Consider the following 26,270-nt stretch of genomic DNA (forward strand, 5'->3'; position numbering starts at 1 on the left):
AAGACACGCGTGGAGATGGATGGAGCAGGACATAGGTCATCAGGCACTTCATGACCAAGTCGCGAAGCGCCGTTACCCTCTTGGCTCAGCAGCGATTCAAATGTCCGGTTGAGGGTCTCCATAATGCCAAATGACCATCCCCCACGCCGTGCGCTGCGGCCCAGGCATAGGCGCCCCGGCCTCGACATGAACCGGATCCTTCACGGCCGGGCTTTGCCAGTAGCCGGTGCGCGGACAAGGCTCTCCGGGCAGGACCCGTAGCCTCGGTTGCGCGACAGGCTTGGGGAAGTAAGCTTCCTCCTCCGCCGGAATGCTGCCGTCCTGGTAACGCTTGTCTTCCCACAGCAGCCGCCAGCGCACCTCATGCTCGTCGTTCGACCCTTCCAACAGGTACTTGTGGGCAATACTGCCTTTGAGGAAGTAGCTCGGACAGCCCACCTTGCCGGATGGAAACCACGGCTCCCAGATACCCTCGACAGGAATCTCCTGGTCGCTGTAGATCTCACCGCTTGCGGATTCGTTCTTCGGCGGACAGGGAGGAAGCGATGCGGGATAGGTGCGACCGGGTGGCCAATACCGCCAAGCCGGAAGGGGCGCATTTTCGAACATGGATTCATAGGTCCAATGCTCAAATACGCGGGTCCCGCCATCCGCACGTGTTCCGTATGCAAGCATCCCGATATAACCGAATCCGGCCGTGCACTTGAGCGCATAGCAAATCAATCTCTCGATCCACACCCCCTCCGCGAACCCGGTGGCATACACCGGGTCCGAAAAATTGGTGTCCTTCAGTCCCAGTGAATGAAAAAACGGATCGTATTTACGACCGATTTCAAGCGCACTCCGTCCAAACAACAGGTCGCCACCTTGCTGGCTTCCTATAACCAGCGCGTCGTATGCTGCTCGTTTGTCAAGACCTCGGCGCAATGCATCGATGCCCAGATCCATGTGCACCAGTGCCCCCAAGAAATCATGTGTGTAGGCTTCCTCAAGCTCCACCTGATTTGGACTCGGTGTGTCCAGTTGTTTTGCGTACGCGCCGAGAAAGTCCCGATATAGTCCAACGGCGTATTCCAGGAACGTGAAACTCGTCCATTTCTTGAGCAGATAAAACGCCTTTGCTCGCGCATCCTGTTCCTGCTCGGGGGTCATGGTCAAAATATTCAACATCATGGAACCTGTTCGTTCGTCGATTGTTTGCCGCCATCGGCTAGCGCTCTCCGCGCGTAACCTTCCTGTCTGATCTTGGCCGATCGCTCGCGCTCGGCCAGCATGAGCGCTCGCGCAGTTGCTTGATCGGGTAGCTTCACGTCAGTCCAATGCGTCCGAAGCGCCTTGAGCTGCCCGTTCGCAAGCTGCGCATCTATCCATTTTTTCACGGGTGCATTGAACTTGTTCTCAAAGTCCACGAAGAATTGAAGGTCGCCCCCGACCAGCAAACGCATCGTGGCAACCTCTTTTTCGTCGTCCCATTGCTCAGCAATCCGCCCCTTCCACAGGCGCATCCCGTCCCATCCAGCCGGAACTTCGATGCCGAGCTTTTCCATTGCCTCGCGCGTCGGCACCTTTATCTTCACATAGCTGCCATTCATGCTCCAAGCATGCTTGATCGCGCTTCGTATGCGCCACCAAAGCCCGTTGGGAGCAAGGCTATCGGTCCAGAATTTGCCTGGGATTGTCCGTGGGCTGCTCAGGTAACGCGTGTCGACCACACGAATCATCGTCTGGCCCGGCGCCTGAATAACCGCTTCAAGCGGCACCTTGGCGCTGAACGTACCTATGGCCTCCCCCACTTCCCAGTTGCGAAGGTCGGGCCACTCTTCTTTATGCACGTATTGCTTGATGGTCATCGGCTTGTGCCCCAGGCTCTTCGTCTCCTCGGCCAGATGAGCCAGGCGCGCCTCCTCGGTCATCGTCCGAGTGGTCCCGCCTCCCACCTTCACATCCGCCCAGGTGCCCTCCACCAGATGGCCTCTCACATGCTCCAGCAAGCGCATCAGATCCTTGAAGGCCAGCGCGATTTTCGTGTCCCCCAGCTTGCGCAGTTCCTCCAGCATCGGCAGCAGCTTCCGGATATAACTCGCCACCCGCGCCGGAATAACAGACCCGAGCCGGTTCAGAATGAAATGCAGCGCCTTGCCGATGCGATCCAGCAGCATGCCGAACGCGTTGCGCACGACAAACTGATACTTGCTGAAGTCCAGTTGCCTGAGCCACTCCACTGCATTGCCAAACCCCGCCTTGCGGATCAGGGCCAGGATTTCCTGGCATAGCCTGACCAGATCTTCGGATTTGCTGACCGCTCGCATCAACAACTTGCCTATGCCCTTGAGCAAACCTCCGACCACCGGAACGACCGCGACAAGGCAAAGCACGAGCGCCACCCACTCCCACCCGTCGTCCCGAACCTTCGGGTCGTCGCACATGCGAAGCGCGATGGCGATCGCGTCGCGCGCGGCCGTAATTTCTCCGGCGACAGGAAACATGCTGATGACGGCATCGACGATGATGGCGCCCGTATTGCGCTTTTGCGAGAATTCCCCCGCGACGGCGCCGACGACGGTATCGCCGACTGCAGTGGCGCCGCTCCACAGATAATCGCCGACCTCGGATGCCGCCTGGCTGACCCAACTGCTGCTCATGCCCGACCTCCTTGCATCCGGTCCAAGGAGGCTTGCATGTCGAACTCGTCCCAATGAGCCTTGTAGCTGGGGTTTTTCTCGGTAGCCTTGATTTCGTAGGGTCGGCTGTCCTCACCCAACTCGATGCGCCCCGGTCCTTGCGGTGCACCTGTCAAATCAGCCATGCCTTTGCTGTCGACGATGCCGGAGAAGGTAGCGCCGCTGTCGTAGTGAATGGTGAACTTGGCGCCCTGCACGGGCGTGTCGTCGTGGTAATGGTATTGCAGCGCTGCAGCACCGCGGGACGTCGGCGCAGGCGACAGCGGATAATCGATCCGCGTCGGCCCGCTGAATGCATGCTGCGCCCCCTTCACATCGACCTTTCCAGGTGCGTGAATCTCAATGTTGCCGCCCTTGAGCCGGATATAGGCGCCACCTGAGGTCAGTAGAATCTCCTGCTGCGCCGCCACCTCGATATTCTCGGTAGCCGACAGGACCTTGACGGTTTTCTGGGCCGTTATTTCGATATTGTCCGAATGCGCCTGAACCTCAACCTTTCCCTTGGCCGCGATCAGTTTCACCCCGGCGTTCTGCACAAACAGGCTGATCTTCTCCGCCACACTCGCGACCAACGACTTCCCGCTGGCGATGAACGTGCTCTGGCCGCTCACCAGATTCGTTTGCTGATCGCTCGACACATGCACGGATGCCTGCGTCGACAGCGCGATACCGGAAGGACTCGCCACCAGCATGACGGGTGTCTTGAACGCGTTCACACTCCCGGTACCGCCTCCCGCCGTCCGCCCTCCCGACTGCGAGCCTTGCACGCTGCTTTGCGTCGCATCGGTAAACGTCTTCAGCGCGTCATGCCCCTCTCCCAGGCTTTCCGCCTGATGCATCGTGCTTACCTGCGACATTGCCTCGATCATGCTCTCGGCACTAACGAGCTGCTGTTGCGCTTCGCGAACGTCGAGCGGCTGACTGTTCGCCGACTTCGGATACGTCGAAACATACAGCCCCTGCGAAGCACGCACGGCGCCGTATGCATCTGTCCGCAGATCGAAGCCCGATCCGACATAAGCACCGCGAGTATTACCACTTTGTTCGATGAGATAGCCCAGATGCAGCAAACTATTTGCGCTGCTGCTCATCAACTGCACGCGGTTCTGGCCCGTCGCGTCGTCCATCACCATCTGGCTATAACCGCTGCCTCCATACTCTTTCGAGCGATGGCCCGACAGGATCCCATTGCTATGCCATTGCGGACCGACCGTACCGTTGTAGACGCGATGCAGCACGATTGGCCGATCACAATCGCCGCCGACGTAACCGACGATGACTTCCTCGCCGACTCGCGGAATATGCACACCGCCGTAGCCGCCGCCGGTATCCGATTGCGCCACTCTGATCCAGCACGAGGCACCGGCATCTCCCGGGTTCTGCCGATCCCAGACGAACATCACCTTCACACGGTTCAATTCGTCGGTATGGACCTCTTCTCCCTGCGGCCCGACGACGATCGCCGTCTCGAGATGCATCTCCGGCTTCAAGTGTTCGAACGGGCTGCGATACGGAACCGTGGTGCGTTGCGCCTCCACTTCGATCAAATAGAAGCCGGTCGAACCGTCATCGTGGTGGACTGACGCGCCCGTATACCCCGCTTTCGCACGCTCCAGGTCAGATTGCATGCTATGGGGAAAGCTGGTCTCCTGATTCGATAGCGGCAGGTTGTTCTCGATGTAGCGTCGAACCTTGATCGCAGCAAACTCGCGTTGCTCGGCCGAATCGCGATCGTGTTCCGGATGGCCCGTCAATTCGAAGCGCTGGCCAGCGTCGATCCCTCGCACTCCCCCCATCCCGACGAATCGCTTGGCGCGCGACTCCCATTCTTCCAGATGGATTTTCGAGAGCTGCTCACCTCGGTCCTGGCGTCCATAGGTATAGGCGCCGCTGTACTCGTAGACTTCAGCCTGTTCCGGCAGATTTCCCTGGCCGGCCTTCGTCGGCAACGTCGTTCCATTAGGACTGTCGGCGGACGACGGCGCCTTGTAGTCAAACGTGCGGGTCGTATGGACGGTGCTTTGCAAAGTCCGCGAACTCGCCCACTGCGTGAACGCATCCGTATTGCTACCTGTGCCCGACCTGTTGAATCCGATCGGGTTGGGCGACACCTCGTCCAACGCATGAATATCGTCGGTCACGATCAGCGTATGCGACTTGCCGTCCTTGCCTTGGCGCCAGAAGCCGTATAGGCCCTCCTCTTCCATCAGTCGATGGACAAAATTCCAGTCGGTTTCGCTCTGACGACAGTACGAGCGTGAGGGCAGAGGCTTCGACAACGCAAACTGATACTGTCCACGAGCCTGCGGATGCACATCGAATACGTCAGCGATGATGCGGTCGGCGCTATTGTCCTGCCAGTACCGCATATCGCGCCGGAATTTGAGGAAGTACATCCATGACGCGACGCCAAGTTGATAGCTGGAGAGGCTACCGTCGTCGCCCAGCCTACGCGCCGTGTGGATATAACCGTTGACTGGCAGATAAGACTTGTTCGCCTGCTGAATCCACAGCGTCATCGGTTGAGCGATCAACGCCTTGAGTTCGATGTCACCTGCCGTGGATACCAGGTCGAGCGTGACGCTGAAGTCGCGACCGAGCTCGGAATAGGTCACGACCCGGCGCGGTATGAGCGCATTGTCCGGCAACGACGGGATGTCTGTCTTGAGCAAGCGATCTTGTTGGATCAGGCCACCACGAATTGCCTGAGCTAATTCAGTCATGTTCATGCGTTATCCATCTTCTTATTTGTTGCAAGCCCACGGTGGCTCGCGCTCTCACAGGGACGGCTCCCCGGTTATGTCGCCGGAATTGTAGCGGAGCCGACAAGTCACGAGAATGTAGCCCGCTGAGGCCAGCAATATATCGAACCCGGAGTTCAAACACGAATCGCCTAAGAAGCGTATGCGGTACATCCGTTGGACCGTTGAAATTCGGCTCAGATGCTACGGCGCGCCGAAGGGATGTGCCTTCAGCTTGAACGGTAGATCCCGTGAATAGCGGGAGGCTCGCCCGACACTGCCAGCGACGCCACCGCCCCACGATCCAGCCACGCCAGTTTCGCAGCCATCGCCCGAAACCACCCGCTTGCCATCCCCACCCGAACCCCTGTAGAATTGCGCGTTCTGCGGGCGTCGTATAATGGCCATTACCTCAGCTTCCCAAGCTGATGACGTGGGTTCGATTCCCATCGCCCGCTCCACTTTCCGGCTGCACGGCAGCCTGCGCATAAGCCGCCTCGTCGAAGGCGGCTTTTTTGTACCATGTGCCGGTTCACCGCGCGCACTGCTGCGCGCATCGGGCCCTCGCCCGCAACCGAGCCTTTCTCTGTACCGATGATGCACGACGATCCGAACGAAGCCGGCCTGCCGCCGCACGACGACGCCATTCCCGACGAAACCACTGACGGCGCCGACGATGTCAACCCGCTGCACCACCGCCGCATCCGCAGCTTCGTCACGCGCGCAGGCCGCGTATCGACCGGCCAGCGCCGCGCGCTCGACGAATTCGGCCCGCGCTTCGTCGTCCCGTATGCGCCGGAGATGCCCGACTGGAATGCGGTGTTCGGCCGCAGCGCGCCGCGCATCCTCGAGATCGGCTTCGGGATGGGCGCATCGACCGCGGAAATCGCCGCGCACCGGCCCGGCGACGACTTCCTCGGCGTCGAGGTGCACGAACCGGGCGTCGGCGCGCTGCTGAAGCTGATCGGCGAGCAGAACCTGCCGAACATCCGCATCATCCAGCACGACGCCGTTGAAGTGCTCGAGCACATGCTCGCGCCGGAAAGCCTCGACGGCGTGCACATCTTCTTCCCCGATCCGTGGCACAAGGCGCGTCACCACAAGCGCCGGCTGATCCAGCCGCCGCTGGTCGCGCATCTCGCGTCGCGCCTGAAGCCCGGCGCGTACCTGCATTGCGCGACCGACTGGCAAAACTACGCGGAACAGATGCTGGAAGTGCTCGGCGCGGAACCGACGCTCGAGAACACGGCCGCCGACTACGCGCCGCGCCCCGACTACCGCCCGGTGACGAAGTTCGAACGGCGCGGGCTGCGGCTCGGCCACGGCGTGTGGGACCTCGTATTCCGCAAGCGCGCAGGCTGAAACATTGCGCCGCGGCGGCGCACGTCGCCCTGCCCCGGATGACAAAACGGCCCGACCGGCATCTGCCGATCGGGCCGTTTCCTTATCGGACGCCCGCACACCTCGGGGTTGGCATCACGCCCAGTTCAGCCAGCCGCTGTAGCCGACCAGCAGCACGAACAGCCCGAACGCGATCCGGTACCACGCGAACACCGTGAAGTCATGCGTCGCGACGTAGCGCAGCAGCCAGCGCACGCACACGAACGCGCTGACGAACGCCGCGACGAGCCCGAGTGCGAACAGGCCGAGCGAATCGACGGTGAACGCCTGCCAGTCCTTGACGGTTTCATAAAGCGTCGCGCCGAAGATGATCGGAATCGCGAGGAAGAACGAGAATTCGGTCGCAACGCGCCGGTCGAGGCCGAACAGCATCCCGCCGATGATCGTCGAACCCGAGCGCGACATGCCGGGCACCAGCGCGAAGCACTGCGCGAGGCCGACCTTGAGCGCATCGAGCGGCGTCAGCGCATCGACCGACAATACGCGCGGCGGCTCGCGGCGTTCGCGCTGCCGCGCCTCGGCCCACAGGATGATCGCGCCGCCGACGACGAGCGCGAACGCGACGGGCACCGGCGAGAACAGCACGGCCTTGATCTTCTTCTCGAACAGGAGACCGAGCGCGACCGCGGGAATCGTCGCGATCACGACGTTCAGCGTGAAGCGCCGCGCGTCGGGCCGGCTCGGCAGCCCGGACACGATGGACGCGATCCGTTGCCGGTACTCCCAGCAGACCGCGAGGATCGCGCCGAACTGGATCACGACGTCGAAGGTCTTCGCGTGCGAATCGTTGAAATTCAGGAAGCTGCCCGCGACGATCAGGTGGCCGGTGCTCGACACCGGCAGGAATTCCGTCAGCCCCTCGACGACGCCGAGGATCAATGCCTTGCAGATCAGGATCCAGTCCATTCGTGGCCCAACTCCGAAATGGTCGTAAGAAAGGGCCACCTCTCCACGCGCGGCCCGCCCGGCCGCGCGCGGTACGTCGTCATTTTTCGACGATCGCCACGCGTATGCCGTTTGTAAGAATCGTAATTGTACCGGGTTCGTAGTTCACGCCGGCAAATTGCAGTTGTTCGGGCTTGAACGTGTAGATCGGATAGTTGGTCAGCACCTGCGTCGCGAGCAGGCCGGCGGCCGCGCCGACCTGCTGCGCGTACATCTGCGCGTCGCCGTCGAGCACGAGGCTGTCGACGGCCGGCGCCTTCAGCACGACCGAGCGGCTCGGCGCGTCATACGCGAGCTGGCCCGACACGGTGAACTTGCCGCTGACGGGCGCGCGCAGGAACGGGCTCGCGAAATGCGCGTCGAGCTGCACGGCGACGCGGTTCTGGTCGGGCAGCAGGTTGACGGCCGGGTTCGCGAGCGACACGTCGACGACCTGCGCGACCGTCTTCTGGTACGGGAACTTGCGCGCGACGGCTTTCTGCACGTCGCCGCGCGAGAACGTGTAGTGATCGGGGATGAACGGGAACGTCGACGCGCAGGCGGCAAGCGAAAGCGTCACGCCGATGGCGCCGACGGAGACGGCGAGAAAACGGCGCCGGCCGGGCGCGCAAGGTGCGGTCATGCTGAACAATCTCCTGTGTGCGACGGCTGGGTCGCGGCCTCGAGGCGCGTGAGCCACGCGAGCGCGTCGTCGCGCGACGCGCCGCACATGTCGGCGGACGGCTGCAGCCCGGAACAGCATGCAGGCCGCTCGGGCTGGCCGAAAATCCGGCAGCGCAGGTCGTCGCCGAGCTGCACGCAGCGCACGCCGGCCGGCTTGCCGTCGGGCATGCCCGGAATCGGGCTGGAAATCGACGGCGCGATGCAGCACGCGCCGCAGCCCTCGCGGCACGCATGCGGCGGCGGGACAACGGCGGGCGCCGGGCGGACAGGCATTTCGACGGACACTCGGCTCTCTCGAACGAACAACACAAAACGGTGCGGCAACCGGACGCGGTGTCCGGCAGCCCCACCCCGCATTGTGCCATCGCCGGCTGCGACGTTATTACACAATGCAGCCGAATCGCGCGTTTATATACTCGAAAACATCTAAAAAGCGCGAGACCGTCATGAGTTCTGGTTCTGCCGACACAATGTTCCGTCCCGATTTGCTCGCGAAATACGGCGCGAACGGGCCGCGCTATACGTCGTACCCCACCGCGCTGCAGTTTCGCGAAGATTTCGACCCGGCTGACTACGTGCGCGCGGCCAGCGACCCCGGCGCATCGTCGAGCGAGCTGTCGCTGTACGTCCACATCCCGTTCTGCAACACCGCGTGCTTCTACTGCGGCTGCAACAGGATCGCGACCAACAACCACCGCCGCGCGCGCCCGTATCTCGACCAGCTCAAGCGCGAGATGGCGCTGCAGGCCGCGCTGTTCGATCCCGCGCGCCCCGTCACGCAACTGCACTGGGGCGGCGGCACGCCGACCTTCCTGTCCGACGACGAAACGGCCGAGCTGATGGCGGCCACCCGCGAGCACTTCGCGCTCGCGCCGGACGCCGACGCCGAGTTCTCGATCGAGATCGACCCGCGCACGGTCACGCCGGCGACGCTCGTGCACCTGCGCACGATCGGCTTCAACCGGCTGAGCCTCGGCGTGCAGGATTTCGATCCGGTCGTGCAGCAGGCGATCAACCGCATCCAGCCGGTCGCGATGACGGCCGACCTGCTCGGCGCCGCGCGCGCGACGGGCTTCCATTCGGTCAGCGTCGACCTGATCTACGGCCTGCCGCACCAGACGGTCGCCGTGTTCGCGCGCACGCTCGAGACGATCATCGAACTCGCGCCCGACCGGCTGTCGGTGTTCGGCTACGCGCACATGCCGCACCTGTTCAAGATGCAGCGGCAGATCGACGACGCGACGCTGCCGCCGCCCGCCACGCGCATCGCACTGCTCGGCCTCGCGATCGACATGCTGACGTCGGCCGGCTACGTGTACATCGGGATGGACCACTTCGCGCGGCCGTCCGACGAGCTCGTGCGTGCGCAACGCAACGGCACGCTGCAGCGCAATTTCCAGGGCTACAGCACGCGCGCGGATACCGATCTCGTCGGGTTCGGCGCGTCGTCGATCGGCAAGGTCGGCGACGTCTATGCGCAAAACGCGAAGGATCTGCCCGCGTATGGCGCAGCCCTCGACGCGGGCCGGCTGCCGATCGCGCGCGGCGTGCGGCTCACGCCCGACGACCGGCTGCGCCGCGACGTGATCACGCAACTGATGTGCAACCTCGAACTGCCGTTCTCGCATGTCGAGGCTGCGCACGGCATCCGCTTCGCCGATCATTTCGCGCGCGAGCTCGACGCGCTGCGCCCGTTCGAGCGCGACGGGCTGCTGACGATCGCGGGCGACCGCCTGACGATCCATCCGGCCGGCCGGATGGTCGTGCGCAACATCGCGATGGCGTTCGACGCGTATCTCGGCCAGACGCCGCGGCAACGGTACTCGCGCACGGTCTGACGCCCTGGCCGGCCGCACGCGGGCGGCCGGTTTGATACAGTGTGGAGTTCACGCTCCGCCAGAACCCGCACGATGCGCACCACCAAAGCGACCTACGCGGTCGAACGCCTGAAAACCCGCTCCGGCAACCCGCAATTCGCGGCCGTCGCGATGGCGGGCGGCCTGTTCTATCTCGTCGACCGCTCCGGCGGCACCAGCGAAAAGCGCTGCGAGCCGCTACCGCTCGACGAGTTCGTCAAGTTCGTCGACGAATTCGGCCCCAAAAAGCCGCGCAAGGCGAGCAAGCTCGACCTCGCATTCGAGGCGCAGATCAAGAAGAGCAAGGGGTAAAGGTCTGTTGCAGGCCGCCTGAAGGCTTGGCGGCCGCCCCGTTTGGTACAATCACGAAGTTTCTCTATCCCCGCTGATGGCCGACCAGGCTGCGTGACCACACCATGAATATCGAAAACGCGCGTTTCAACATGATCGAACAACAGATCCGGCCGTGGGACGTGCTGGATCTCGACGTCCTGGGCCTGCTGTCGATCGTCAAGCGTGAAAACTACGTGCCGGCCGAATACCGCGATATCGCGTTCGCCGACCTCGAACTGCCGCTGCCCGGCGGCCGCAGCAAGATGCTGTTCCCGCGCGTCGAAGCGCGCGTGCTGCAGGAGCTGACGGTCAAGAAGCACGAGAACGTGCTGCTGATCGGCGCGGGCTCGGGCTACCTGGCTGCACTGTTCGCCCATCGCGCGCAGCACGTGACGGCGGTCGAAATCGATCCGGCGATCGCGAAGTTCGCGGAAGACAACCTCCGCAACGACGGCGTGACCAACGCGGAAGTCGTGCTCGGCGACGGTTCGCGCGGCTGGGCCGGCAAGGCGCCGTACGACGTGATCTGCGTCGCGGGCGGCCTGCCCGTCGTGCCGCAGGAAATGCTCGAACAGCTGAAGGTCGGTGGCCGCCTGTCGGCGTTCGTCGGCGGCCGTCCGGTGATGAAGGCGCAGATCATCACGCGCATCGACGACAAGCAGTACCGCGTCGCCGACGTGTTCGAAACCTACATCGACCACCTCGTCAACGCGATCGAGCCGTCGCGCTTCAAGTTCTGAGCGGCGGAGCCTCCATGCAGATCCTGACACCCGCGATGCTCGCGGAATGGCTCGGCGACAAGGCGCGCCCCGCGCCGGTCGTGCTCGACGTGCGCGAGCCGTGGGAAATCGCGACCGCGCAGATCGCCGGCAGCGTATCGATCCCGATGCAGCAGATCCCCGCGCGCAGCGAAGAACTCGACGACGAAGCGGAAATCGTCTGCGTGTGCCATCACGGCATGCGCAGCGCGCAGGTCGCGATGTTCCTCGAATCGCGCGGCTTCACGAAGCTGTACAACCTGCAGGGCGGTATCGACGCGTGGTCGCGCGACGTCGACCCGGCCGTGCCGCGTTACTGATCTTTCCGGCGGCGCATCGCGCGTCGCCCGCCATCCTGATCCGCCGAACGGGCGCGCATTGCGCGCCCGTTTCTCTTTCCCGCCCTACTCCGTTTCCTTCAGCGCGTCGGCGACGATCGCGAACAGCTCGGTGATCTGCGCGTCGTCGATGATGAGCGGCGGCGAGAACGCGAGGATGTCGCCCGTATAGCGGATCATCGCGCCCTTCTGGTAGCACTTGACGAACACGTCGTACGCGCGTGCGCCCGGCTTGCCATCGCGCGGCGCCAGCTCGACGCCGCCGACGAGGCCGAGATTGCGCACGTCGATCACGTGCCGCGCGTCCTTCAGCTTGTGGATCTCGCGCTCGAACGCGGGCGCCATCTGCGCGGCGCGCTCGAACAGCCGCTCACGCTCGTACAGGTCGAGCGTCGCGCACGCGGCGGCGGCCGCGAGCGGGTGCCCCGAATACGTATAACCGTGGAACAGCTCGATGCCGGCCGGCGCGCCGCTCACGATCGTGTCGTGAATGGCGTCGCTCGCCGCGACCGCGCCCATCGGCACGGCCGCGTTGTTCGTGCCTTTCGCCATCGTCAGCAGGTCGGGCGTCACGTTGAAGTACTGCGCGGCGAACGGCGCGCCGAGCCGCCCCCAGCCCGTGATGACCTCGTCGAAGATCAGCAGGATGCCGTGCTTGTCGCACAGCGCGCGCAACCGTTCGAGATAGCCCTTCGGCGGGATCAGCACGCCCGTCGACCCCGCGACCGGTTCGACGATCACCGCGGCGATCGTCGATGCATCGTGCAGCGCGACGATCCGCTCGAGTTCGTCGGCGAGGTGCGCGCCCCACGCCGGCTGCCCCTTCGAGAATGCGGCTTCCTTGATGTTCAGCGTATGCGGCAGGTGGTCGACCGACGGCAGCAGCGCGCCCGAATACGCCTTGCGGTTCGGCGCGATCCCGCCGACCGAGATGCCGCCGAAGCCGACACCGTGATAACCGCGCTCGCGGCCGATGAAGCGCGTGCGCTGCGCTTCGCCGCGCGCGCGGTGATACGCGAGCGCGATCTTCAGCGCGGTGTCGACCGCCTCCGAACCCGAGTTCGTGAAGAAGATGTGGTCGAGGCCGGCCGGCGTATGGCGCGCGATGCGCGTCGCCGCTTCGAACGCCTTCGGGTGGCCCATCTGGAAGGTCGGCGCGAAATCCATCTCCTCGGCCTGCGCGTTGATCGCCGCGACGATCTCGTCGCGGCAGTGCCCGGCGTTCACGCACCAGAGCCCCGCGGTGCCGTCGAGTATGCGCCGGCCGTCGTGCGACGTGTAGTACATCCCTTTCGCGGACACCAGCAGCCGCGGCGCGTCCTTGAACTGGCGGTTGGCGGTAAACGGCATCCAGAACGCCGACAGGTCGGGCGTGTTCGCTTGCGGTTGACTCATGGTGGCTCCTCGGTGGGTTCGGGCGGCGCGGCATGGCGCTGCACCGGCGTGATGCGAAGACAGGGGGCATGGCAGACCGAACACCGAGTGTAAGCACCGGAACGGGGAACCACAATCGTGCACCATTTGCGCCCGCGAACCTGCACCGCAACGGACCGCGCATGCTGCACGACGCATCACGCGCACCACCCCATCGCCCCGCGCAGGCACGCAGGACGTGCATCCGCGCGACTGGCACATGCCTTGCGTTACCCCATGGCCGGCGCCGTTACGGCGCACGCCTATCCAACATGACAAGGGGATCCCGATGAAACGTCGCAGTCTGTTGAAGTTCGGTTCGATGGCCGGTGCGCTCGCGCTGGCGGGCAAGAGTCCGTTCGTGCACGCAGCCGATGCAGGCACCGGCCCGATCAAGGTCGGCATCCTGCACTCGCTGTCGGGCACGATGGCGATCTCCGAAACGTCGCTGAAGGACACGGCGCTGATGACGATCGCCGACATCAACAAGAGCGGCGGCGTGATGGGCCGCAAGCTCGAGCCCGTGGTGGTCGATCCCGCGTCGAACTGGCCGCTGTTCGCCGAGAAGGCGCGCCAGTTGCTCACGCAGGACAAGGTCGCGTGCGTGTTCGGCTGCTGGACGTCGGTGTCGCGCAAGTCCGTGCTGCCGGTGTTCGAGGAACTGAACGGGCTGCTCTACTACCCGGTGCAGTACGAAGGCGAGGAAATGTCGCGCAACGTGTTCTACACGGGCGCCGCGCCGAACCAGCAGGCAATTCCGGCCGTCGAGTACCTGATGAGCGCCGAAGGCGGCGGCGCGAAGCGCTTCTTCCTGCTCGGCACCGACTACGTGTATCCGCGCACGACCAACAAGATCCTGCGTGCGTTCCTGAAATCGAAGGGCGTGAAGGACGCGGACATTCAGGAGGTCTACACACCGTTCGGCCACAGCGATTACCAGACCATCGTCGCGAACATCAAGACCTTCTCGCAGGGCGGCAAGACAACCGTGATCTCGACGATCAACGGCGACTCGAACGTGCCGTTCTACAAGGAACTCGGCAACCAGGGGATCAAGGCGACCGACGTGCCGGTCGTCGCGTTCTCGGTCGGCGAGGAAGAGCTGCGCGGGATCGACACGAAGCCGCTCGTCGGCCACCTTGCCGCGTGGAACTACTTCATGTCGGTGAAGAACCCGACCAACACGAAATTCAAGGACCAGTTCGCCGCGTGGGTAAAGGCGAACAACCTGCCGGGCGGCGCGAAGCGCGTGACCAACGATCCGATGGAAGCGACCTACGTCGGCATCCATATGTGGAAGCAGGCCGTCGAGAAGGCGAAGAGCACCGACGTCGACAAGGTGCGCGTCGCGATGATCGGCCAGAGCGTCGCCGCGCCGTCGGGCTTCACGCTCGCGATGGACGGCAACCACCACCTGCACAAGCCCGTGATGATCGGCGAAATCCGCGGCGACGGGCAATTCAACGTCGTGTGGAAGACCAAGACCGCGGTGCGCGCGCAGCCGTGGAGCCCGTTCATCGCAGGCAACCAGGGCAAGCCGGACATCGTCACGTCGATCCCGGCATTCCTGCGCCGGCAGCGCGCGGCGCTCGCCTGACGCGATGCGGGGCGTCGCGCACCGGCGCGATGCCCCGCTCGTTCGCAGGTGCGGATGCACGGGCCGCGATTGCCGTGATGAACCGCAATCGCCTCCGCAACGCCGCATGAATTCGCTTCTCCACGCCCGACAGGATTTCCCGATGCCTATACGCTTTCGCCGAGCCGCCGTCGCGATCGTCGCGTGCGCCGCTCTCGCGGGCGGGTTGCCGCGCGCCGCGTTCGCGCTGACGGCCGCCGATACCGCCGCGCTCGCCGGCGACGACTTCGACGCGAAGACGACCGCGATCGAACGGCTCGCCGCCGATACCGATCCGCGCGCGGTCGCGCTGCTCAACGCGCTGTCGACCGGCGACGTGCTCGCGTCCGGCGACGGCCGCCTGCTGATCCAGACCGGCGACACCGCGCACGACGCGCTCACGCAGGCCGCGACGCCGGCAGGCGACGCGCAGCCCGTGATGCTGAACAACCTGCTGCGCACGAAGATCGCGGGCGCACTGTCGGGGCTCGCGCTCGCGTCGCCCGACGTCGCCGCGCGACGCGACGCGATCGATGCGCTGCTGAAGTCGCCGGACCCGGCGCTCAAGCCGATGATCGACCGCGCCCGCGCGAAGGAAACCGATCCCGCGCTGAAGCGCCGCCTCGATGCACTGTGGGCGATCGCCGCGCTGCACGACGGCGACCCGGCGAAACGCCTCGAAGCCGTGCAGGTGGTGGCCGCGCGCCATGATCTCGACATGATCGAACAGTTGCACCCGCTCGTCGCGAAGAACGCCGACGGCAGCTACGCGGAGCCCGACGCGCGCGTGCGCGACGCCGCGCAACAGGGGCTCGACGCACTGCACGGGCTGCAGCGCCGCGGCGAGATCGTCGGCACGCTGTTCGCCGGCCTGTCGCTCGGCAGCGTACTGCTGCTCGCCGCACTCGGCCTCGCGATCACGTACGGGCTGATCGGCGTGATCAACATGGCGCACGGCGAATTCCTGATGATCGGTGCGTACGCAACCTATGTCGTGCAGACGCTGATCCAGCGCTATGCGCCGGCCGCGTTCGACTGGTATCCGCTCGTCGCCGTGCCCGCTTCGTTCGCGGCGGCCGCGCTCGTCGGCATCGTGCTCGAACGGCTCGTGCTGCGCCACCTGTACGGCCGTCCGCTCGAGACGCTGCTCGCGACGTTCGGCGTGAGCCTGATCCTGATCCAGGCGACGCGCATGCTGTTCGGCGCGCAGAACGTGCAGGTCGTGAACCCGTCGTGGATGAGCGGCGGCGTGACCGTGATGCAGAACCTGATCCTGCCGTACAACCGGCTCGCGATCCTCGCGTTCGCGCTCGCGGTGGTGTTCGTCGCGTGGGCCGTCCTGACGAAGACGCGGCTCGGCCTGTTCGTGCGCGCGGTCACGCAGAACCGCCGGATGGCCGCGTGCGTCGGCGTGAAGACCGCGCGCGTCGACGCGTATGCGTTCGCGTTCGGCGCGGGCATCGCCGGCCTCGGCGGCTGCGCGCTGTCGCAGATCGGCAACGTGGGCCCCGACCTCGGCCAGAACTACATCATCGATTCGTTCATGGCGGTCGTGCTCGGTGGCGTCGGGCAGATCGCCGGCACCGTGCTGGGCGGTTTCGGGCTCGGCCTCGCGAGCAAGGCGATCGAGCCGTTCTGGGGCGCCGTGCTCGCGAAGATCGCGGTGCTCGTGATGATCGTGCTGTTCATCCAGAAACGTCCGCAGGGCATGTTCGCCCCGAAGGGCCGCAGCGCGGAGGCATGACATGACTACCCTTACCGATACGCTGCCGGATCGCCCGGCCGCCGCTACACCGCCCTCCTCCGCTCGCACCGCGGACGGTTTCGCGCTCGGCCTGCCGCCGCGCCCCGCGCTGCTGTCGCGCCGCGCGTGGCTCGCGCTCGTCGCGCTGTGCATCGCGATCGGCATCGGCGTGCCGCTCGCCGCGCTCGTCGCGCCCGAATCGAGCGCGTTCCATCTGTCGGCTTACGCGATGACGCTCGCCGGCAAGCTGATGTGCTACGCGATCGCCGCGCTCGCGCTCGATCTCGTCTGGGGTTACTGCGGAATCCTGAGCCTCGGCCACGGGCTGTTCTTCGCGCTCGGCGGCTACGCGATCGGCATGTACCTGATGCGCGAGATCGGCCGCGACGGCAAATACGGCAGCGACCTGCCCGACTTCATGGTGTTTCTCGACTGGCACCAGTTGCCGTGGTACTGGAGCGGCACGCAGCATCTCGCGTGGGCGCTCGCGCTCGTCGTGCTCGTACCGGCCGTGCTCGCGTGGGTGTTCGGTTTCTTCACGTTCCGCTCGCGCGTGAAGGGCGTGTACCTGTCGATCATCACGCAGGCGCTGACGTTCGCCGCGATGCTGCTGTTCTATCGCAACGAGACGGGCTTCGGCGGCAACAACGGCTTCACCGACTTCAAGCGCATCGCCGGTTTTCCGGTCACGTCGCCCGGCACACGCACGGTGCTGTTGCTGCTGACGTTCGCGACGCTCGTGCTCGCGTTCGTCGCCGCGCGCGCGATCGTCACGAGCAAGCTCGGGCGCGTCGTCACCGCGGTGCGCGACGGCGAGACGCGGCTGATGTTCCTCGGCTACAGCCCGCTCGCGTACAAGCTGTTCGTGTGGACCGTGTCGGCCGTGCTGTGCGGTATCGCCGGCGCGTTGTACGTGCCGCAGGTCGGCATCATCAACCCCGGCGAGATGTCGCCCGGCAATTCGATCGAGATGGCGATCTGGGTCGCGGTGGGCGGGCGCGGCACGCTGATCGGGCCGATCGTCGGCGCGTTCGCGGTGAACGGCGCGAAGAGCCTGTTTACCGCGTACTTCGCCGAGTACTGGCTGTTCTTCCTCGGCCTGATCTTCGTGCTCGTGCCGCTGCTGCTGCCGCGCGGGATCATGGGCCTCGTCGAAACCGTGCTCGCGAAGGGGAAACGCTCATGAACGGAACCGCCCTCTACCAGTTCACGCCGCCGCCCGAGGACGAGCTACTGGCCGTCAGCGGCACCGCGTCGATGGGCCGCGTCGTGCCGCCGGGCATCGACACGTCGCACGGCACGATCCTCTACCTCGAGGATATCGAGGTGAGCTTCGACGGCTTTCGCGCGCTCAACAAGCTGTCGCTCGCGATCGACGCGGGCGAGCTGCGCTGCGTGATCGGCCCGAACGGCGCGGGCAAGACGACGATGATGGATGTCATCACCGGCAAGACGCGCCCCGATTCGGGCAACGTGTTTCTCGGCCAGACGCTCGACCTCTCGCGGATGAGCGAGCCCGAGATCGCGCGCGCGGGCATCGGCCGCAAGTTCCAGAAACCGACCGTGTTCGAGCAGCATCCGGTGTGGGAAAACCTCGAGCTCGCGATGCAGACCGACAAGGGCTGGCTCGCGTCGCTGCGCGCGCGGCTCGACCGCGCGGCGCAGGCGAAGATCGAGGAGACGCTCGCGCTGATCGGCCTCGAAAGTCATGCGTTTCGCGCGGCCGGCGAGCTGTCGCACGGGCAGAAGCAGCGGCTCGAGATCGGCATGCTGCTGATGCAGCGCCCCGCGCTGCTGCTGCTCGACGAGCCGGCGGCCGGGATGACCGACCACGAGACGATGGAACTCGCCGAGCTGCTGAACACGCTGCGCGGCACCTGCTCGATGATGGTCGTCGAGCACGACATGGATTTCGTCGCGGCGCTCGCGGGCGACACGGGCCGCGTGACGGTGATGGCCGAAGGCGCGGTGCTCGCGCAAGGCACGCTCGACCAGGTCAAGCGCGACGACGCGGTGATCGGGTCCTACCTCGGACGATGATGCGATGCTGAAGATCGATGCACTGAACCAGTACTACGGCGGCAGCCATATCCTGCGCAACGTGAGCCTTGCCGCCGACGACGGCAAGCTCACCGTGCTGCTCGGCCGCAACGGCGTCGGCAAGAGCACGCTGCTGCGCTGCCTGATGGGCGTCGTCGCCGCGAAAAGCGGCACCGTGTCGTGGCGCGGCACCGCGCTCGGCGCGATGCCGCCGTATGCGCGCGTCGCGGCCGGGCTCGCTTACGTGCCGCAGGGCCGCGACATCTTTCCGCGGCTGACCGTCGAGGAGAACCTGCTCGTCGGCGCGGCGAGCCGGAAAGCGCCGTCGAAGGTGCCCGACCGCATCTACGACCTGTTTCCGGTGCTGAAGGACATGCGCGCGCGGCGCGGCGGCGACCTGTCGGGCGGCCAGCAGCAGCAACTCGCGATCGGCCGTGCGCTGATGAGCGAACCGCAGCTGCTGATCCTCGACGAGCCGACCGAGGGCATCCAGCCGTCGATCATCCAGGACATCGGCCGCACGCTGCGCCAGCTGGTCGACGAATCGGGGATGACGGTGCTGCTGGTCGAGCAGTATTACGATTTCGCGCGCTCGATCGCGGACCAGTACTGGGTGATGAGCCGCGGCGAAATCGTCGCGGGCGGTGACGCGCGGGACATGGAAACGAACGGCGTGCGCGAGTTGATCGCGGTGTGACGCGGCAGCGGGCACGGGCGGCCGGTTCGCGGTTCAACCGAAACCGGCCCTATCACCGAACGCGGCATCTGCATTATTGTTCCGGTAGCATCCACGTTCTTCGCGCCCGCTTTCCTCCGTCCGCCACGTTTCCCGTTCGCAGCCGATGTCCGCCCCCGATTCCCACGCCCCGCTGTCCCGCCCCGCCGCCGTCGCCAAGTCGTGGCGCGGCCGTCTCGAACTCGGCTTCGAGCGGCACGGCGCGCGCACGACGCTCGTGCACCGGCTGCACGACGGACCGCTGCGCGTGCAGCGGCCGCTGTACCCGGAAGGCGACGCGATCTGCCACGCGGTGATCGTCCACCCGCCGGGCGGCGTCGCGGGCGGTGACCGGCTCGACATCGACATCGCGCTCGGCGACGGTACGCACGCGGTGCTGACGACGCCCGGCGCGACCAAGTGGTACAAGTCGAACGGCCTCGATGCGACACAGCGCATCGGCATGACGGTCGGCGAGAACGCGAAGCTCGACTGGCTGCCGCAGAACAACCTGTTCTTCGACGCGGCGCACGCATCGCTCGACTTCACGGTGACGCTCGGCGCGGGCGCGAGCGCGATCGGCTGGGATGCGACGCAGCTCGGCCGGCAGGCGGCCGGCGAAACCTGGTCGGCGGGCCGCATCGCGTCGACCTCGGCGCTCGTCGATGCCGACGGCCGGCCGCTGTGGACCGAGCGCGCGCTGCTCGACGCACACGACCCGCTGCGCGGCGCGTTGCAGGGCCTGGCCGGCTTTCCCGTGTACGGCACGCTGTGGGCCGCCGGCGCCGCGTGCGACGCCGCGCTCGCCGAATCGCTCGCCGCGCGGATGCCGTTCGACGACACGCTGCGCGCGGGCGCGACCTGCGTCACGCCCGGCGTCGTGCTCGTGCGCGCGCTGTCGACGTCGATGGAAGCGCTGCAGCGCCATTTCATCGACTGCTGGCTGCAGTTGCGGCCGATCGTGCACGGCGTCGAAGCACGGCCGCTGCGCCTCTGGCAAACCTGATCCCATTCGTCCGACGCACCGTTTCGGCGCAGCGCCGCATCCGGCGGTGCACGCCGTTCATGCACCGCGCACCACGAACGCGCATCGCACCGCCCGCCACGGGCATGGCACGCGCCTTGCTGCTTACATAACTGATACACGCCGCACGCAAAACAGCGCGGTGCTACGATGAACCGCGCGTGCGCTCGGGTGTGAGCGCACCGATAAAAATTACGTTTTCCTGAACGTTTTCCTTCATGAAACTGACTCCCCGAGAAAAGGACAAGCTGCTGATCTTCACGGCGGCGCTGCTGGCCGAACGCCGTCGCGCGCGCGGCCTGAAGCTCAACTATCCGGAGGCGGTCGCCTTCATCACCGCCGCGCTGATGGAAGCCGCGCGCGACGGCAAGACCGTCGCCGAGGTGATGCACTACGGCACGACGCTGCTCACGCGCGACGACGTGATGGACGGCGTGCCGGAGATGATTCCCGACATCCAGGTCGAGGCGACCTTCCCCGACGGCACGAAGCTCGTGACCGTCCATCATCCGATTCCGTGAGGCAGCGCATGATCCCCGGCGAAATCCTCACCGACGACGGCGACCACGAACTGAACGTGGGCCGCGAAACGCTGACGCTCGTCGTCGCGAACACCGGCGACCGCCCGGTGCAGGTCGGCTCGCACTATCACTTCTTCGAAGTCAACGACGCACTGTCGTTCGATCGCGCGACCGCACGCGGCTTCCGGCTCAACATCGCGGCCGGCACGGCCGTGCGCTTCGAGCCGGGCCAGACGCGCACCGTCGAACTGGTCGCGCTCGCGGGCGATCGCGCCGTCTACGGTTTTCAGGGCAAGGTGATGGGGCCGCTCTGAGCGAAGCCTCACGTCCGTCTCTTCAGGAACAGCACGACATGACACTACGCTTGAGCCGCCGCGCGTACGCGGAAATGTTCGGGCCGACGACGGGCGACCGCGTCCGGCTCGCCGATACCGAACTGCTGATCGAGATCGAACGCGACTTCACGACCTACGGCGAGGAAGTGAAATTCGGCGGCGGGAAAGTGATCCGCGACGGCATGGGCCAGTCGCAGCGCGTGGCCGCCGACGTGCCCGACACGATCATCACGAACGCGGTGATCCTCGATCACTGGGGCATCGTGAAGGCCGACATCGCGATCAAGCACGGCCGCATCGCCGCGATCGGCAAGGCCGGCAACCCGGACATCCAGCCGGGCGTGACGATCGCGATCGGCGCCGCGACCGAAGTGATCGCCGGCGAAGGGCTGATCGTGACGGCGGGCGGCATCGACACGCACATCCACTTCATCAGCCCGCAGCAGATCGACGAGGCGCTCGCGTCCGGCGTCACGACGATGCTCGGCGGCGGCACGGGGCCGGCCACCGGCACCAACGCGACGACCTGCACGCCGGGGCCGTGGCACATGGAGCGGATGCTGCAGGCCGCCGACGGCTGGCCGATCAACCTCGGCTTCCTCGGCAAGGGCAACGCGAGCCTGCCGCAACCGCTCGTCGAGCAGATCGCGGCCGGCGCGATCGGCCTGAAGCTGCACGAGGACTGGGGCACGACGCCCGCCGCGATCGACAACTGCCTGTCGGTCGCCGACGACACCGACACGCAGGTCGCGATCCACACCGACACGCTGAACGAAGGCGGCTTCGTCGAATCGACGGTCGCCGCGTTCAAGGGCCGCACGATCCACACGTACCACACCGAAGGCGCGGGCGGCGGCCACGCGCCCGACATCCTGAAGGTGTGCGGCGAGGCGAACGTGCTGCCGTCGTCGACCAACCCGACGCGTCCGTACACGATCAACACGCTCGACGAACACCTCGACATGCTGATGGTGTGCCATCACCTCGATCCGTCGATCGCCGAGGATCTCGCGTTCGCCGAATCGCGGATCCGCCGCGAGACGATCGCGGCCGAGGACATCCTGCACGATCTCGGCGCGCTGTCGATGCTGTCGTCCGATTCGCAGGCGATGGGCCGCGTCGGCGAAGTGATCATCCGCACGTGGCAGACCGCGCACAAGATGAAGGTGCAGCGCGGCGCGCTGCCCGAGGACGGCGCGCGTAACGACAACTTCCGCGCGAAGCGCTACGTCGCGAAATACACGATCAACCCGGCGCTCACGCACGGCATTGCGCACGAAGTCGGCTCGATCGAGCCCGGCAAGTGGGCCGACCTCGTGCTGTGGGAGCCCGCGTTCTTCGGGATCAAGCCGTCGATGATCCTGAAGGGCGGGATGATCGCGGTCGCGCAGATGGGCGACCCGAACGCGTCGATCCCGACGCCGCAGCCCGTCCACTACCGCGAGATGTTCGCGACGCGCGGCGGTGCGCTGGCGCGCACGTCGCTGACCTTCGTGTCGCAGATGGCGGCCGACGCGGGCATCGCGGAGCGCTACGGCCTCGCGAAGCAGATCGTGCCCGTGCGCAACTGCCGCAACGTGACGAAGGCCGACATGATCCACAACGCGTGGCGCCCGTCGATCAGCGTCGACCCCGAAACCTACGACGTGATCGCCGACGGCCAGTTGCTCACCTGCGAACCGGCGACGGTGCTGCCGATGGCGCAGCGCTATTTCCTGTTCTGATTTCCGGTTTTCGCTCCATGCGCACCCTCGACAAACGCATTGCCCCGAACGTGAAACTCGCCGCGTCGCTCGTTGCGCGCGCACCGACCCTCACGCTCGCGTATGACGCCCGCTGCAAGAGCCGCCTCGCGGCGACGCTCGACACCGGCGAGGACGTCGCGGTCCTGCTGCCGCGCGGCACCGTGCTGCGCGACGGCGACGTGCTCGTCGCCGACGACGGCGCGCTCGTGCGCGTCGCCGCCGCGCCCGAAGCCGTGCTGCTCGTACGCGCGGCCGATCCGCTCACGCTGATGCGCGCCGCGTACCACCTCGGCAACCGTCACACACCGGTCGAGATCGGCGACGGCTACCTGAAGCTCGAAGCCGATCCCGTGCTCGCGGACATGCTGCGCCGTCTCGGCACGCAGGTCGACACAGCGAACGCGCCGTTCCAGCCGGAAGCCGGCGCCTACGGCGGCGGCCACAAGCACGGGCACGACGCGACGTTCGCCGAGGATTACGCGCTCGCGCAGCAGGTGTTCGGCGAACACCACGGGCACTCGCACGATCACGATCACGATCACGATCACGATCACGATCACGATCACGATCACGATCACGATCATCAACATGGTCCCGGATGCGCGCACGGCCATGGCCATGACCACCACTGAACTCGTCGCGCTGCTGCACCTCGCGTCGCCGGCGCTGCCGATCGGCGCGTACAGCTATTCGCAGGGCTTCGAAGCCGCGCTCGACGCGAACCTGATCCGCGACGCCGATTCCGCGCGCGACTGGATCGCGAGCGGCCTGACCGACGTGCTCGCGCACGGCGAGTTGCCGTTCCTCGCACACCAGCTCGCGCGCTGGCACGCGCACGATGCGGCGACGCTCGCTGCCGAGAACGCGTGGTATGTCGCCAGCCGCGAATCGGCGGAACTGCGCCGTGAGACCGAACAGATGGGCTGGTCGCTCGCGCAGCTCTGCGCATCGCTCGAATGGGGCGATGCCGCGCGCCGCACGACGCTCGCATCGCTGTCGCCGGTCGCGCTGCCGACCGCGTTCGCGTACGCGGCGGCCGCGCACGACGCCGGCGCCGACGCGACGCTCGCCGCGTACGCGTTCGGCTGGGTCGAGAACCAGACGTCGGCCGCGCTGAAGGCCGTGCCGCTCGGCCAGCTCGCCGGGCAACGCATCATCGTCGCGCTGCGCGGCGCGATCGATGCGGCCGTGCGCCGCGCGCTCGCGACGCCGCCCGACGCCATCAACACGTTCGCGCCGCAGCTCGGCATCCTGTCCGCGCGGCACGAAACCCAGTACTCGCGGTTGTTCCGCTCCTGAATACGACGCTACTCGCCATGAACGCACCTGCTTCCTCCTCCGCCCGCCGCACGAAGAAACTGCCGCCGCTGCGCGTCGGCATCGGCGGCCCCGTCGGCTCCGGCAAGACCACGCTACTCGAAATGCTGTGCAAGGCGATGCGCGACAAGTACGACCTCGTCGCGATCACGAACGACATCTATACGAAGGAAGACCAGCGGCTGCTGACGGTGGCGGGCGCGCTGCCCGAGGAGCGCATCATGGGCGTCGAGACGGGCGGCTGCCCGCACACGGCGATCCGCGAGGATGCGTCGATCAACCTCGAGGCCGTCGACCGGATGCTGTCGCGCTTTCCCGATGCCGACATCGTGTTCATCGAATCGGGCGGCGACAATCTCGCGGCAACCTTCAGCCCCGAACTGTCGGACCTGACGATCTACGTGATCGACGTCGCGGGCGGCGAGAAGATTCCGCGCAAGGGCGGCCCCGGCATCACGAAGTCCGACCTGCTCGTGATCAACAAGACCGATCTCGCGCCGCTGGTCGGCGCGAACCTCGACGTGATGGCGTCGGACACGAAGAAGATGCGCGGCGAGCGGCCTTACGTGATGACGAACCTGAAGGCGCTCGAAGGCGTCGCGGACGTGATCGCGTTCATCGAGAAGAAGGGGTTGCTGACGGTCTGAGCGTGAGCGGCGCGGCGGCGGCACACGAAGCCGCCACGCCTGCCCGCGCGGCATGACGCCGCATGCCGTCTATTTGTCGGACGTGTCCTGCCCGTCCTGCATCGCGCGCTCGCCGCGTTCGGCGGGCGGCAGCAGTGCCGCGAGCACGTCCACCGTGCGCGCGGTCGCGCCGCGGTGACGCGACGCGAACGCCGCGCCGGCCGCGCCCATCGCGATGCGCCGCGCCTTGTCGGCGAACAGCGCGTCGAGCACGTGCGCGAGATCGAGCGGATCCTCGACCTGCAGCGCCGCACCGGCCGCAACCGCATCGGCGGTTGCCTGCGTGAAGTTGAACACGTGTGGCCCCATCAGCACCGGCACACCGACCGCGCATGCTTCGATCAGGTTCTGGCCGCCGAGCGGCAGCAGGCTGCCGCCGATGAACGCGATGTCGGCGGCCGCGTAATACGCGCCGAGCTCCCCCATCGAATCGCCGAGCAGCACCGTCACGTCCTCCGGCAGCGCTGCGGCGGCCGGGTGGCCGGCCGCGAGCGCGGCCGTGTCGGCCGCCCACGTGGAGCGTCGCATGCACTTGAGCCCGCTGCGCTCGACCAGCGCCTCGACCTCCGCGAAACGCTGCGGATGACGCGGCACCAGCACCAGCAGCGCACCGGGCGTGCGCATCGCCGCGAACGCCTGCAGCACCAGCGCCTCCTCGTTCTCGCGCGTGCTGGCGGCGACCCACACGGGCCGCGCGCCGATCGCATCGCGCCACGCATGACCGCGCGCCGCCAGTTCCTGCGGCGTCGTCATGTCGAACTTCAGGTTGCCGAGCACCGTCACGTTGCGCGCGCCGAGCGACGTCAGCCGCTCCGCGTCGGCCGGGCTCTGCGCGAGCACACGCGAGAAGCCGCCGAACACGTCGCGCGTCGCCGTGCCGAACTTCGCCGCGCGCCGGAACGAACGCGCGGACATCCGCGCATTGGTCAGCACGAGCGGCACGTCCGCGCGGCGGCACTCGTCGATCAGCGTCGGCCACACCTCGGTTTCCATCACGAGGCCGAGCGTCGGCCGCCATGCGTGCAGGAAACGCCGCACCGCGCCGGGCATGTCGTACGGCAAATAGCAGCGCAGCACGCGATCACCGAAGATCTGTACGCCGGTCGTACGGCCGCTCGGTGTCATGTGTGTAAGCAGGATGCGTGCATCGGGGCGCACGCGCATCAGCGCGTCGATCAGCGGTTGCGCGGCGCGCGTCTCGCCGACCGATACCGCATGCACCCAGATCAGCGGCGCGCGATCGTCGCGCGAGCGGCCGGCCACGTGACCGAAGCGTTCGCCGATGTGTTCGCGGTAGCCGCGCTCCTTGCGCGAACGCACGTAGAGCCGAATGACCGCGACAGGCGCGACGAGCCACCACAGTGCGCGATAGATCGCCCTCAGCATGCGGCAGCCCTCG

General features: G+C 66.2%; 25 protein-coding genes and 1 tRNA gene. 18 read left to right on the top strand and 8 right to left on the bottom strand.

Going from position 1 to position 26,270, the window contains the following annotated elements; translation table 11 throughout:
• Positions 1-96: 96 nt before the first annotated feature.
• From ACTRWB_RS13495 to ACTRWB_RS13505, 3 genes are read right to left on the bottom strand one after another with little or no spacing between them, the layout of a single operon-like run.
• On the bottom strand, positions 97-1,173 hold the full coding sequence (locus ACTRWB_RS13495) for an Imm72 family immunity protein (protein WP_446902181.1): 1,077 nt from the start codon (positions 1,171-1,173) through the stop codon (positions 97-99).
• Positions 1,170-2,642 carry a hypothetical protein gene (locus ACTRWB_RS13500; RefSeq protein ID WP_446902182.1) on the bottom strand — a complete coding sequence of 491 codons (1,473 nt, stop codon included), beginning with the start codon at positions 2,640-2,642 and terminating at the stop codon, positions 1,170-1,172. The genes ACTRWB_RS13495 and ACTRWB_RS13500 overlap by 4 nt, the downstream gene beginning before the upstream one ends.
• Positions 2,639-5,410: a type VI secretion system Vgr family protein gene (locus ACTRWB_RS13505; protein ID WP_446902183.1), complete on the bottom strand. Its 2,772-nt coding sequence runs from the start codon at positions 5,408-5,410 to the stop codon at positions 2,639-2,641. The genes ACTRWB_RS13500 and ACTRWB_RS13505 overlap by 4 nt, the downstream gene beginning before the upstream one ends.
• Positions 5,411-5,808: 398 nt before the next feature.
• Between ACTRWB_RS13505 and ACTRWB_RS13510 the strand changes: the two genes are divergently transcribed.
• Positions 5,809-5,883: transfer RNA gene (locus tag ACTRWB_RS13510), tRNA-Gly, on the top strand.
• A 133-nt stretch (positions 5,884-6,016) separates the two neighbouring features.
• On the top strand, positions 6,017-6,784 hold the full coding sequence (trmB, locus tag ACTRWB_RS13515) for a tRNA (guanosine(46)-N7)-methyltransferase TrmB (protein WP_446902184.1): 768 nt from the start codon (positions 6,017-6,019) through the stop codon (positions 6,782-6,784).
• A gap of 114 nt (positions 6,785-6,898) precedes the next feature.
• On the opposite strand, the gene ACTRWB_RS13520 is transcribed toward trmB, so the two are convergent.
• The 3 genes from ACTRWB_RS13520 to ACTRWB_RS13530 form a co-directional block, all read right to left on the bottom strand.
• Positions 6,899-7,729, bottom strand: a complete 831-nt coding sequence (locus ACTRWB_RS13520; RefSeq protein ID WP_419686508.1) for an undecaprenyl-diphosphate phosphatase — start codon at positions 7,727-7,729, stop codon at positions 6,899-6,901.
• Between the two features lie 79 nt (positions 7,730-7,808).
• On the bottom strand, positions 7,809-8,390 hold the full coding sequence (locus ACTRWB_RS13525) for a DUF1439 domain-containing protein (RefSeq protein ID WP_048251488.1): 582 nt from the start codon (positions 8,388-8,390) through the stop codon (positions 7,809-7,811).
• Positions 8,387-8,704 carry a YkgJ family cysteine cluster protein gene (locus ACTRWB_RS13530; RefSeq protein WP_193099448.1) on the bottom strand — a complete coding sequence of 106 codons (318 nt, stop codon included), beginning with the start codon at positions 8,702-8,704 and terminating at the stop codon, positions 8,387-8,389. The genes ACTRWB_RS13525 and ACTRWB_RS13530 overlap by 4 nt, the downstream gene beginning before the upstream one ends.
• 173 nt (positions 8,705-8,877) lie before the next feature.
• Between ACTRWB_RS13530 and hemN the strand changes: the two genes are divergently transcribed.
• From hemN to ACTRWB_RS13550, 4 genes are all read left to right on the top strand, one after another.
• Positions 8,878-10,269 (top strand): oxygen-independent coproporphyrinogen III oxidase, encoded by a 1,392-nt coding sequence (gene hemN / locus ACTRWB_RS13535; protein ID WP_446902185.1) that lies wholly within the window; start codon positions 8,878-8,880, stop codon positions 10,267-10,269.
• 72 nt (positions 10,270-10,341) lie between these two features.
• The gene (locus tag ACTRWB_RS13540; RefSeq protein WP_048251490.1) at positions 10,342-10,599 is read left to right on the top strand and encodes a hypothetical protein; all 258 of its coding nucleotides are present in this window, start codon (positions 10,342-10,344) and stop codon (positions 10,597-10,599) included.
• Positions 10,600-10,703: 104 nt separating this feature from the next.
• On the top strand, positions 10,704-11,360 hold the full coding sequence (locus tag ACTRWB_RS13545) for a protein-L-isoaspartate O-methyltransferase family protein (RefSeq protein WP_048251491.1): 657 nt from the start codon (positions 10,704-10,706) through the stop codon (positions 11,358-11,360).
• Between the two features lie 14 nt (positions 11,361-11,374).
• Positions 11,375-11,698 carry a rhodanese-like domain-containing protein gene (locus tag ACTRWB_RS13550; protein ID WP_412022328.1) on the top strand — a complete coding sequence of 108 codons (324 nt, stop codon included), beginning with the start codon at positions 11,375-11,377 and terminating at the stop codon, positions 11,696-11,698.
• A gap of 84 nt (positions 11,699-11,782) precedes the next feature.
• Here ACTRWB_RS13550 and ACTRWB_RS13555 read toward each other — a convergent pair whose 3' ends face one another.
• Positions 11,783-13,111 carry an aminotransferase class III-fold pyridoxal phosphate-dependent enzyme gene (locus ACTRWB_RS13555; RefSeq protein WP_446902186.1) on the bottom strand — a complete coding sequence of 443 codons (1,329 nt, stop codon included), beginning with the start codon at positions 13,109-13,111 and terminating at the stop codon, positions 11,783-11,785.
• A gap of 307 nt (positions 13,112-13,418) precedes the next feature.
• Here ACTRWB_RS13555 and urtA point away from each other — a divergent pair, with 307 nt between their 5' ends.
• The 12 genes from urtA (at position 13,419) to ureG (ending at position 24,832) form a co-directional block, all read left to right on the top strand.
• Positions 13,419-14,726: an urea ABC transporter substrate-binding protein gene (gene urtA / locus ACTRWB_RS13560; protein ID WP_129513906.1), complete on the top strand. Its 1,308-nt coding sequence runs from the start codon at positions 13,419-13,421 to the stop codon at positions 14,724-14,726.
• A gap of 142 nt (positions 14,727-14,868) precedes the next feature.
• On the top strand, positions 14,869-16,488 hold the full coding sequence (gene urtB, locus ACTRWB_RS13565; protein WP_446902187.1) for an urea ABC transporter permease subunit UrtB: 1,620 nt from the start codon (positions 14,869-14,871) through the stop codon (positions 16,486-16,488).
• A 1-nt stretch (position 16,489) separates the two neighbouring features.
• The gene (urtC, locus tag ACTRWB_RS13570) at positions 16,490-17,674 is read left to right on the top strand and encodes an urea ABC transporter permease subunit UrtC (RefSeq protein WP_412022331.1); all 1,185 of its coding nucleotides are present in this window, start codon (positions 16,490-16,492) and stop codon (positions 17,672-17,674) included.
• Complete coding sequence (gene urtD, locus ACTRWB_RS13575) at positions 17,671-18,528, top strand: urea ABC transporter ATP-binding protein UrtD (protein ID WP_446902188.1); 858 nt, start codon at positions 17,671-17,673, stop codon at positions 18,526-18,528. Before urtC ends, urtD begins: the two co-directional genes overlap by 4 nt.
• Positions 18,529-18,532: 4 nt before the next feature.
• On the top strand, positions 18,533-19,225 hold the full coding sequence (gene urtE / locus ACTRWB_RS13580) for an urea ABC transporter ATP-binding subunit UrtE (RefSeq protein WP_129513902.1): 693 nt from the start codon (positions 18,533-18,535) through the stop codon (positions 19,223-19,225).
• Between the two features lie 145 nt (positions 19,226-19,370).
• Positions 19,371-20,249 (top strand): urease accessory protein UreD, encoded by an 879-nt coding sequence (locus ACTRWB_RS13585; protein WP_446902189.1) that lies wholly within the window; start codon positions 19,371-19,373, stop codon positions 20,247-20,249.
• A gap of 236 nt (positions 20,250-20,485) precedes the next feature.
• Entirely contained in the window at positions 20,486-20,788 is a 303-nt protein-coding gene (gene ureA / locus ACTRWB_RS13590; RefSeq protein ID WP_006406310.1) for an urease subunit gamma, read from the top strand.
• An 8-nt stretch (positions 20,789-20,796) separates the two neighbouring features.
• Positions 20,797-21,102, top strand: coding sequence for an urease subunit beta (locus ACTRWB_RS13595; protein WP_166957178.1), 306 nt, complete (start codon positions 20,797-20,799; stop codon positions 21,100-21,102).
• A gap of 38 nt (positions 21,103-21,140) precedes the next feature.
• On the top strand, positions 21,141-22,847 hold the full coding sequence (ureC, locus tag ACTRWB_RS13600; protein WP_048251500.1) for an urease subunit alpha: 1,707 nt from the start codon (positions 21,141-21,143) through the stop codon (positions 22,845-22,847).
• A gap of 17 nt (positions 22,848-22,864) precedes the next feature.
• Complete coding sequence (gene ureE, locus ACTRWB_RS13605) at positions 22,865-23,500, top strand: urease accessory protein UreE (protein WP_446902190.1); 636 nt, start codon at positions 22,865-22,867, stop codon at positions 23,498-23,500.
• Complete coding sequence (locus tag ACTRWB_RS13610) at positions 23,487-24,167, top strand: urease accessory protein UreF (RefSeq protein WP_446902191.1); 681 nt, start codon at positions 23,487-23,489, stop codon at positions 24,165-24,167. Before ureE ends, ACTRWB_RS13610 begins: the two co-directional genes overlap by 14 nt.
• A 17-nt stretch (positions 24,168-24,184) precedes the next feature.
• Positions 24,185-24,832: an urease accessory protein UreG gene (gene ureG, locus ACTRWB_RS13615; RefSeq protein WP_423759371.1), complete on the top strand. Its 648-nt coding sequence runs from the start codon at positions 24,185-24,187 to the stop codon at positions 24,830-24,832.
• Between the two features lie 69 nt (positions 24,833-24,901).
• Here the strand turns inward: ureG and waaA are convergent, their stop codons facing one another.
• Positions 24,902-26,257: a lipid IV(A) 3-deoxy-D-manno-octulosonic acid transferase gene (gene waaA, locus ACTRWB_RS13620; RefSeq protein ID WP_446902192.1), complete on the bottom strand. Its 1,356-nt coding sequence runs from the start codon at positions 26,255-26,257 to the stop codon at positions 24,902-24,904.
• Between the last annotated feature and the right edge of the window lie 13 nt (positions 26,258-26,270).

Source organism: Burkholderia sp. YIM B11467 (assembly GCF_052952715.1).

What these genes read in the sequence shown, in the direction of transcription:
- ACTRWB_RS13495 (WP_446902181.1), bottom strand. Translation starts at nt 1,173, where the DNA reads ATGATGTTGAATATTTTGACCATGACCCCCGAGCAGGAACAGGATGCG.
- ACTRWB_RS13500 (WP_446902182.1), bottom strand. Translation starts at nt 2,642, where the DNA reads ATGAGCAGCAGTTGGGTCAGCCAGGCGGCATCCGAGGTCGGCGATTAT.
- ACTRWB_RS13505 (WP_446902183.1), bottom strand. Translation starts at nt 5,410, where the DNA reads ATGAACATGACTGAATTAGCTCAGGCAATTCGTGGTGGCCTGATCCAA.
- trmB (WP_446902184.1), top strand. Translation starts at nt 6,017, where the DNA reads ATGATGCACGACGATCCGAACGAAGCCGGCCTGCCGCCGCACGACGAC.
- ACTRWB_RS13520 (WP_419686508.1), bottom strand. Translation starts at nt 7,729, where the DNA reads ATGGACTGGATCCTGATCTGCAAGGCATTGATCCTCGGCGTCGTCGAG.
- ACTRWB_RS13525 (WP_048251488.1), bottom strand. Translation starts at nt 8,390, where the DNA reads ATGACCGCACCTTGCGCGCCCGGCCGGCGCCGTTTTCTCGCCGTCTCC.
- ACTRWB_RS13530 (WP_193099448.1), bottom strand. Translation starts at nt 8,704, where the DNA reads ATGCCTGTCCGCCCGGCGCCCGCCGTTGTCCCGCCGCCGCATGCGTGC.
- hemN (WP_446902185.1), top strand. Translation starts at nt 8,878, where the DNA reads ATGAGTTCTGGTTCTGCCGACACAATGTTCCGTCCCGATTTGCTCGCG.
- ACTRWB_RS13540 (WP_048251490.1), top strand. Translation starts at nt 10,342, where the DNA reads ATGCGCACCACCAAAGCGACCTACGCGGTCGAACGCCTGAAAACCCGC.
- ACTRWB_RS13545 (WP_048251491.1), top strand. Translation starts at nt 10,704, where the DNA reads ATGAATATCGAAAACGCGCGTTTCAACATGATCGAACAACAGATCCGG.
- ACTRWB_RS13550 (WP_412022328.1), top strand. Translation starts at nt 11,375, where the DNA reads ATGCAGATCCTGACACCCGCGATGCTCGCGGAATGGCTCGGCGACAAG.
- ACTRWB_RS13555 (WP_446902186.1), bottom strand. Translation starts at nt 13,111, where the DNA reads ATGAGTCAACCGCAAGCGAACACGCCCGACCTGTCGGCGTTCTGGATG.
- urtA (WP_129513906.1), top strand. Translation starts at nt 13,419, where the DNA reads ATGAAACGTCGCAGTCTGTTGAAGTTCGGTTCGATGGCCGGTGCGCTC.
- urtB (WP_446902187.1), top strand. Translation starts at nt 14,869, where the DNA reads ATGCCTATACGCTTTCGCCGAGCCGCCGTCGCGATCGTCGCGTGCGCC.
- urtC (WP_412022331.1), top strand. Translation starts at nt 16,490, where the DNA reads ATGACTACCCTTACCGATACGCTGCCGGATCGCCCGGCCGCCGCTACA.
- urtD (WP_446902188.1), top strand. Translation starts at nt 17,671, where the DNA reads ATGAACGGAACCGCCCTCTACCAGTTCACGCCGCCGCCCGAGGACGAG.
- urtE (WP_129513902.1), top strand. Translation starts at nt 18,533, where the DNA reads ATGCTGAAGATCGATGCACTGAACCAGTACTACGGCGGCAGCCATATC.
- ACTRWB_RS13585 (WP_446902189.1), top strand. Translation starts at nt 19,371, where the DNA reads ATGTCCGCCCCCGATTCCCACGCCCCGCTGTCCCGCCCCGCCGCCGTC.
- ureA (WP_006406310.1), top strand. Translation starts at nt 20,486, where the DNA reads ATGAAACTGACTCCCCGAGAAAAGGACAAGCTGCTGATCTTCACGGCG.
- ACTRWB_RS13595 (WP_166957178.1), top strand. Translation starts at nt 20,797, where the DNA reads ATGATCCCCGGCGAAATCCTCACCGACGACGGCGACCACGAACTGAAC.
- ureC (WP_048251500.1), top strand. Translation starts at nt 21,141, where the DNA reads ATGACACTACGCTTGAGCCGCCGCGCGTACGCGGAAATGTTCGGGCCG.
- ureE (WP_446902190.1), top strand. Translation starts at nt 22,865, where the DNA reads ATGCGCACCCTCGACAAACGCATTGCCCCGAACGTGAAACTCGCCGCG.
- ACTRWB_RS13610 (WP_446902191.1), top strand. Translation starts at nt 23,487, where the DNA reads ATGACCACCACTGAACTCGTCGCGCTGCTGCACCTCGCGTCGCCGGCG.
- ureG (WP_423759371.1), top strand. Translation starts at nt 24,185, where the DNA reads ATGAACGCACCTGCTTCCTCCTCCGCCCGCCGCACGAAGAAACTGCCG.
- waaA (WP_446902192.1), bottom strand. Translation starts at nt 26,257, where the DNA reads ATGCTGAGGGCGATCTATCGCGCACTGTGGTGGCTCGTCGCGCCTGTC.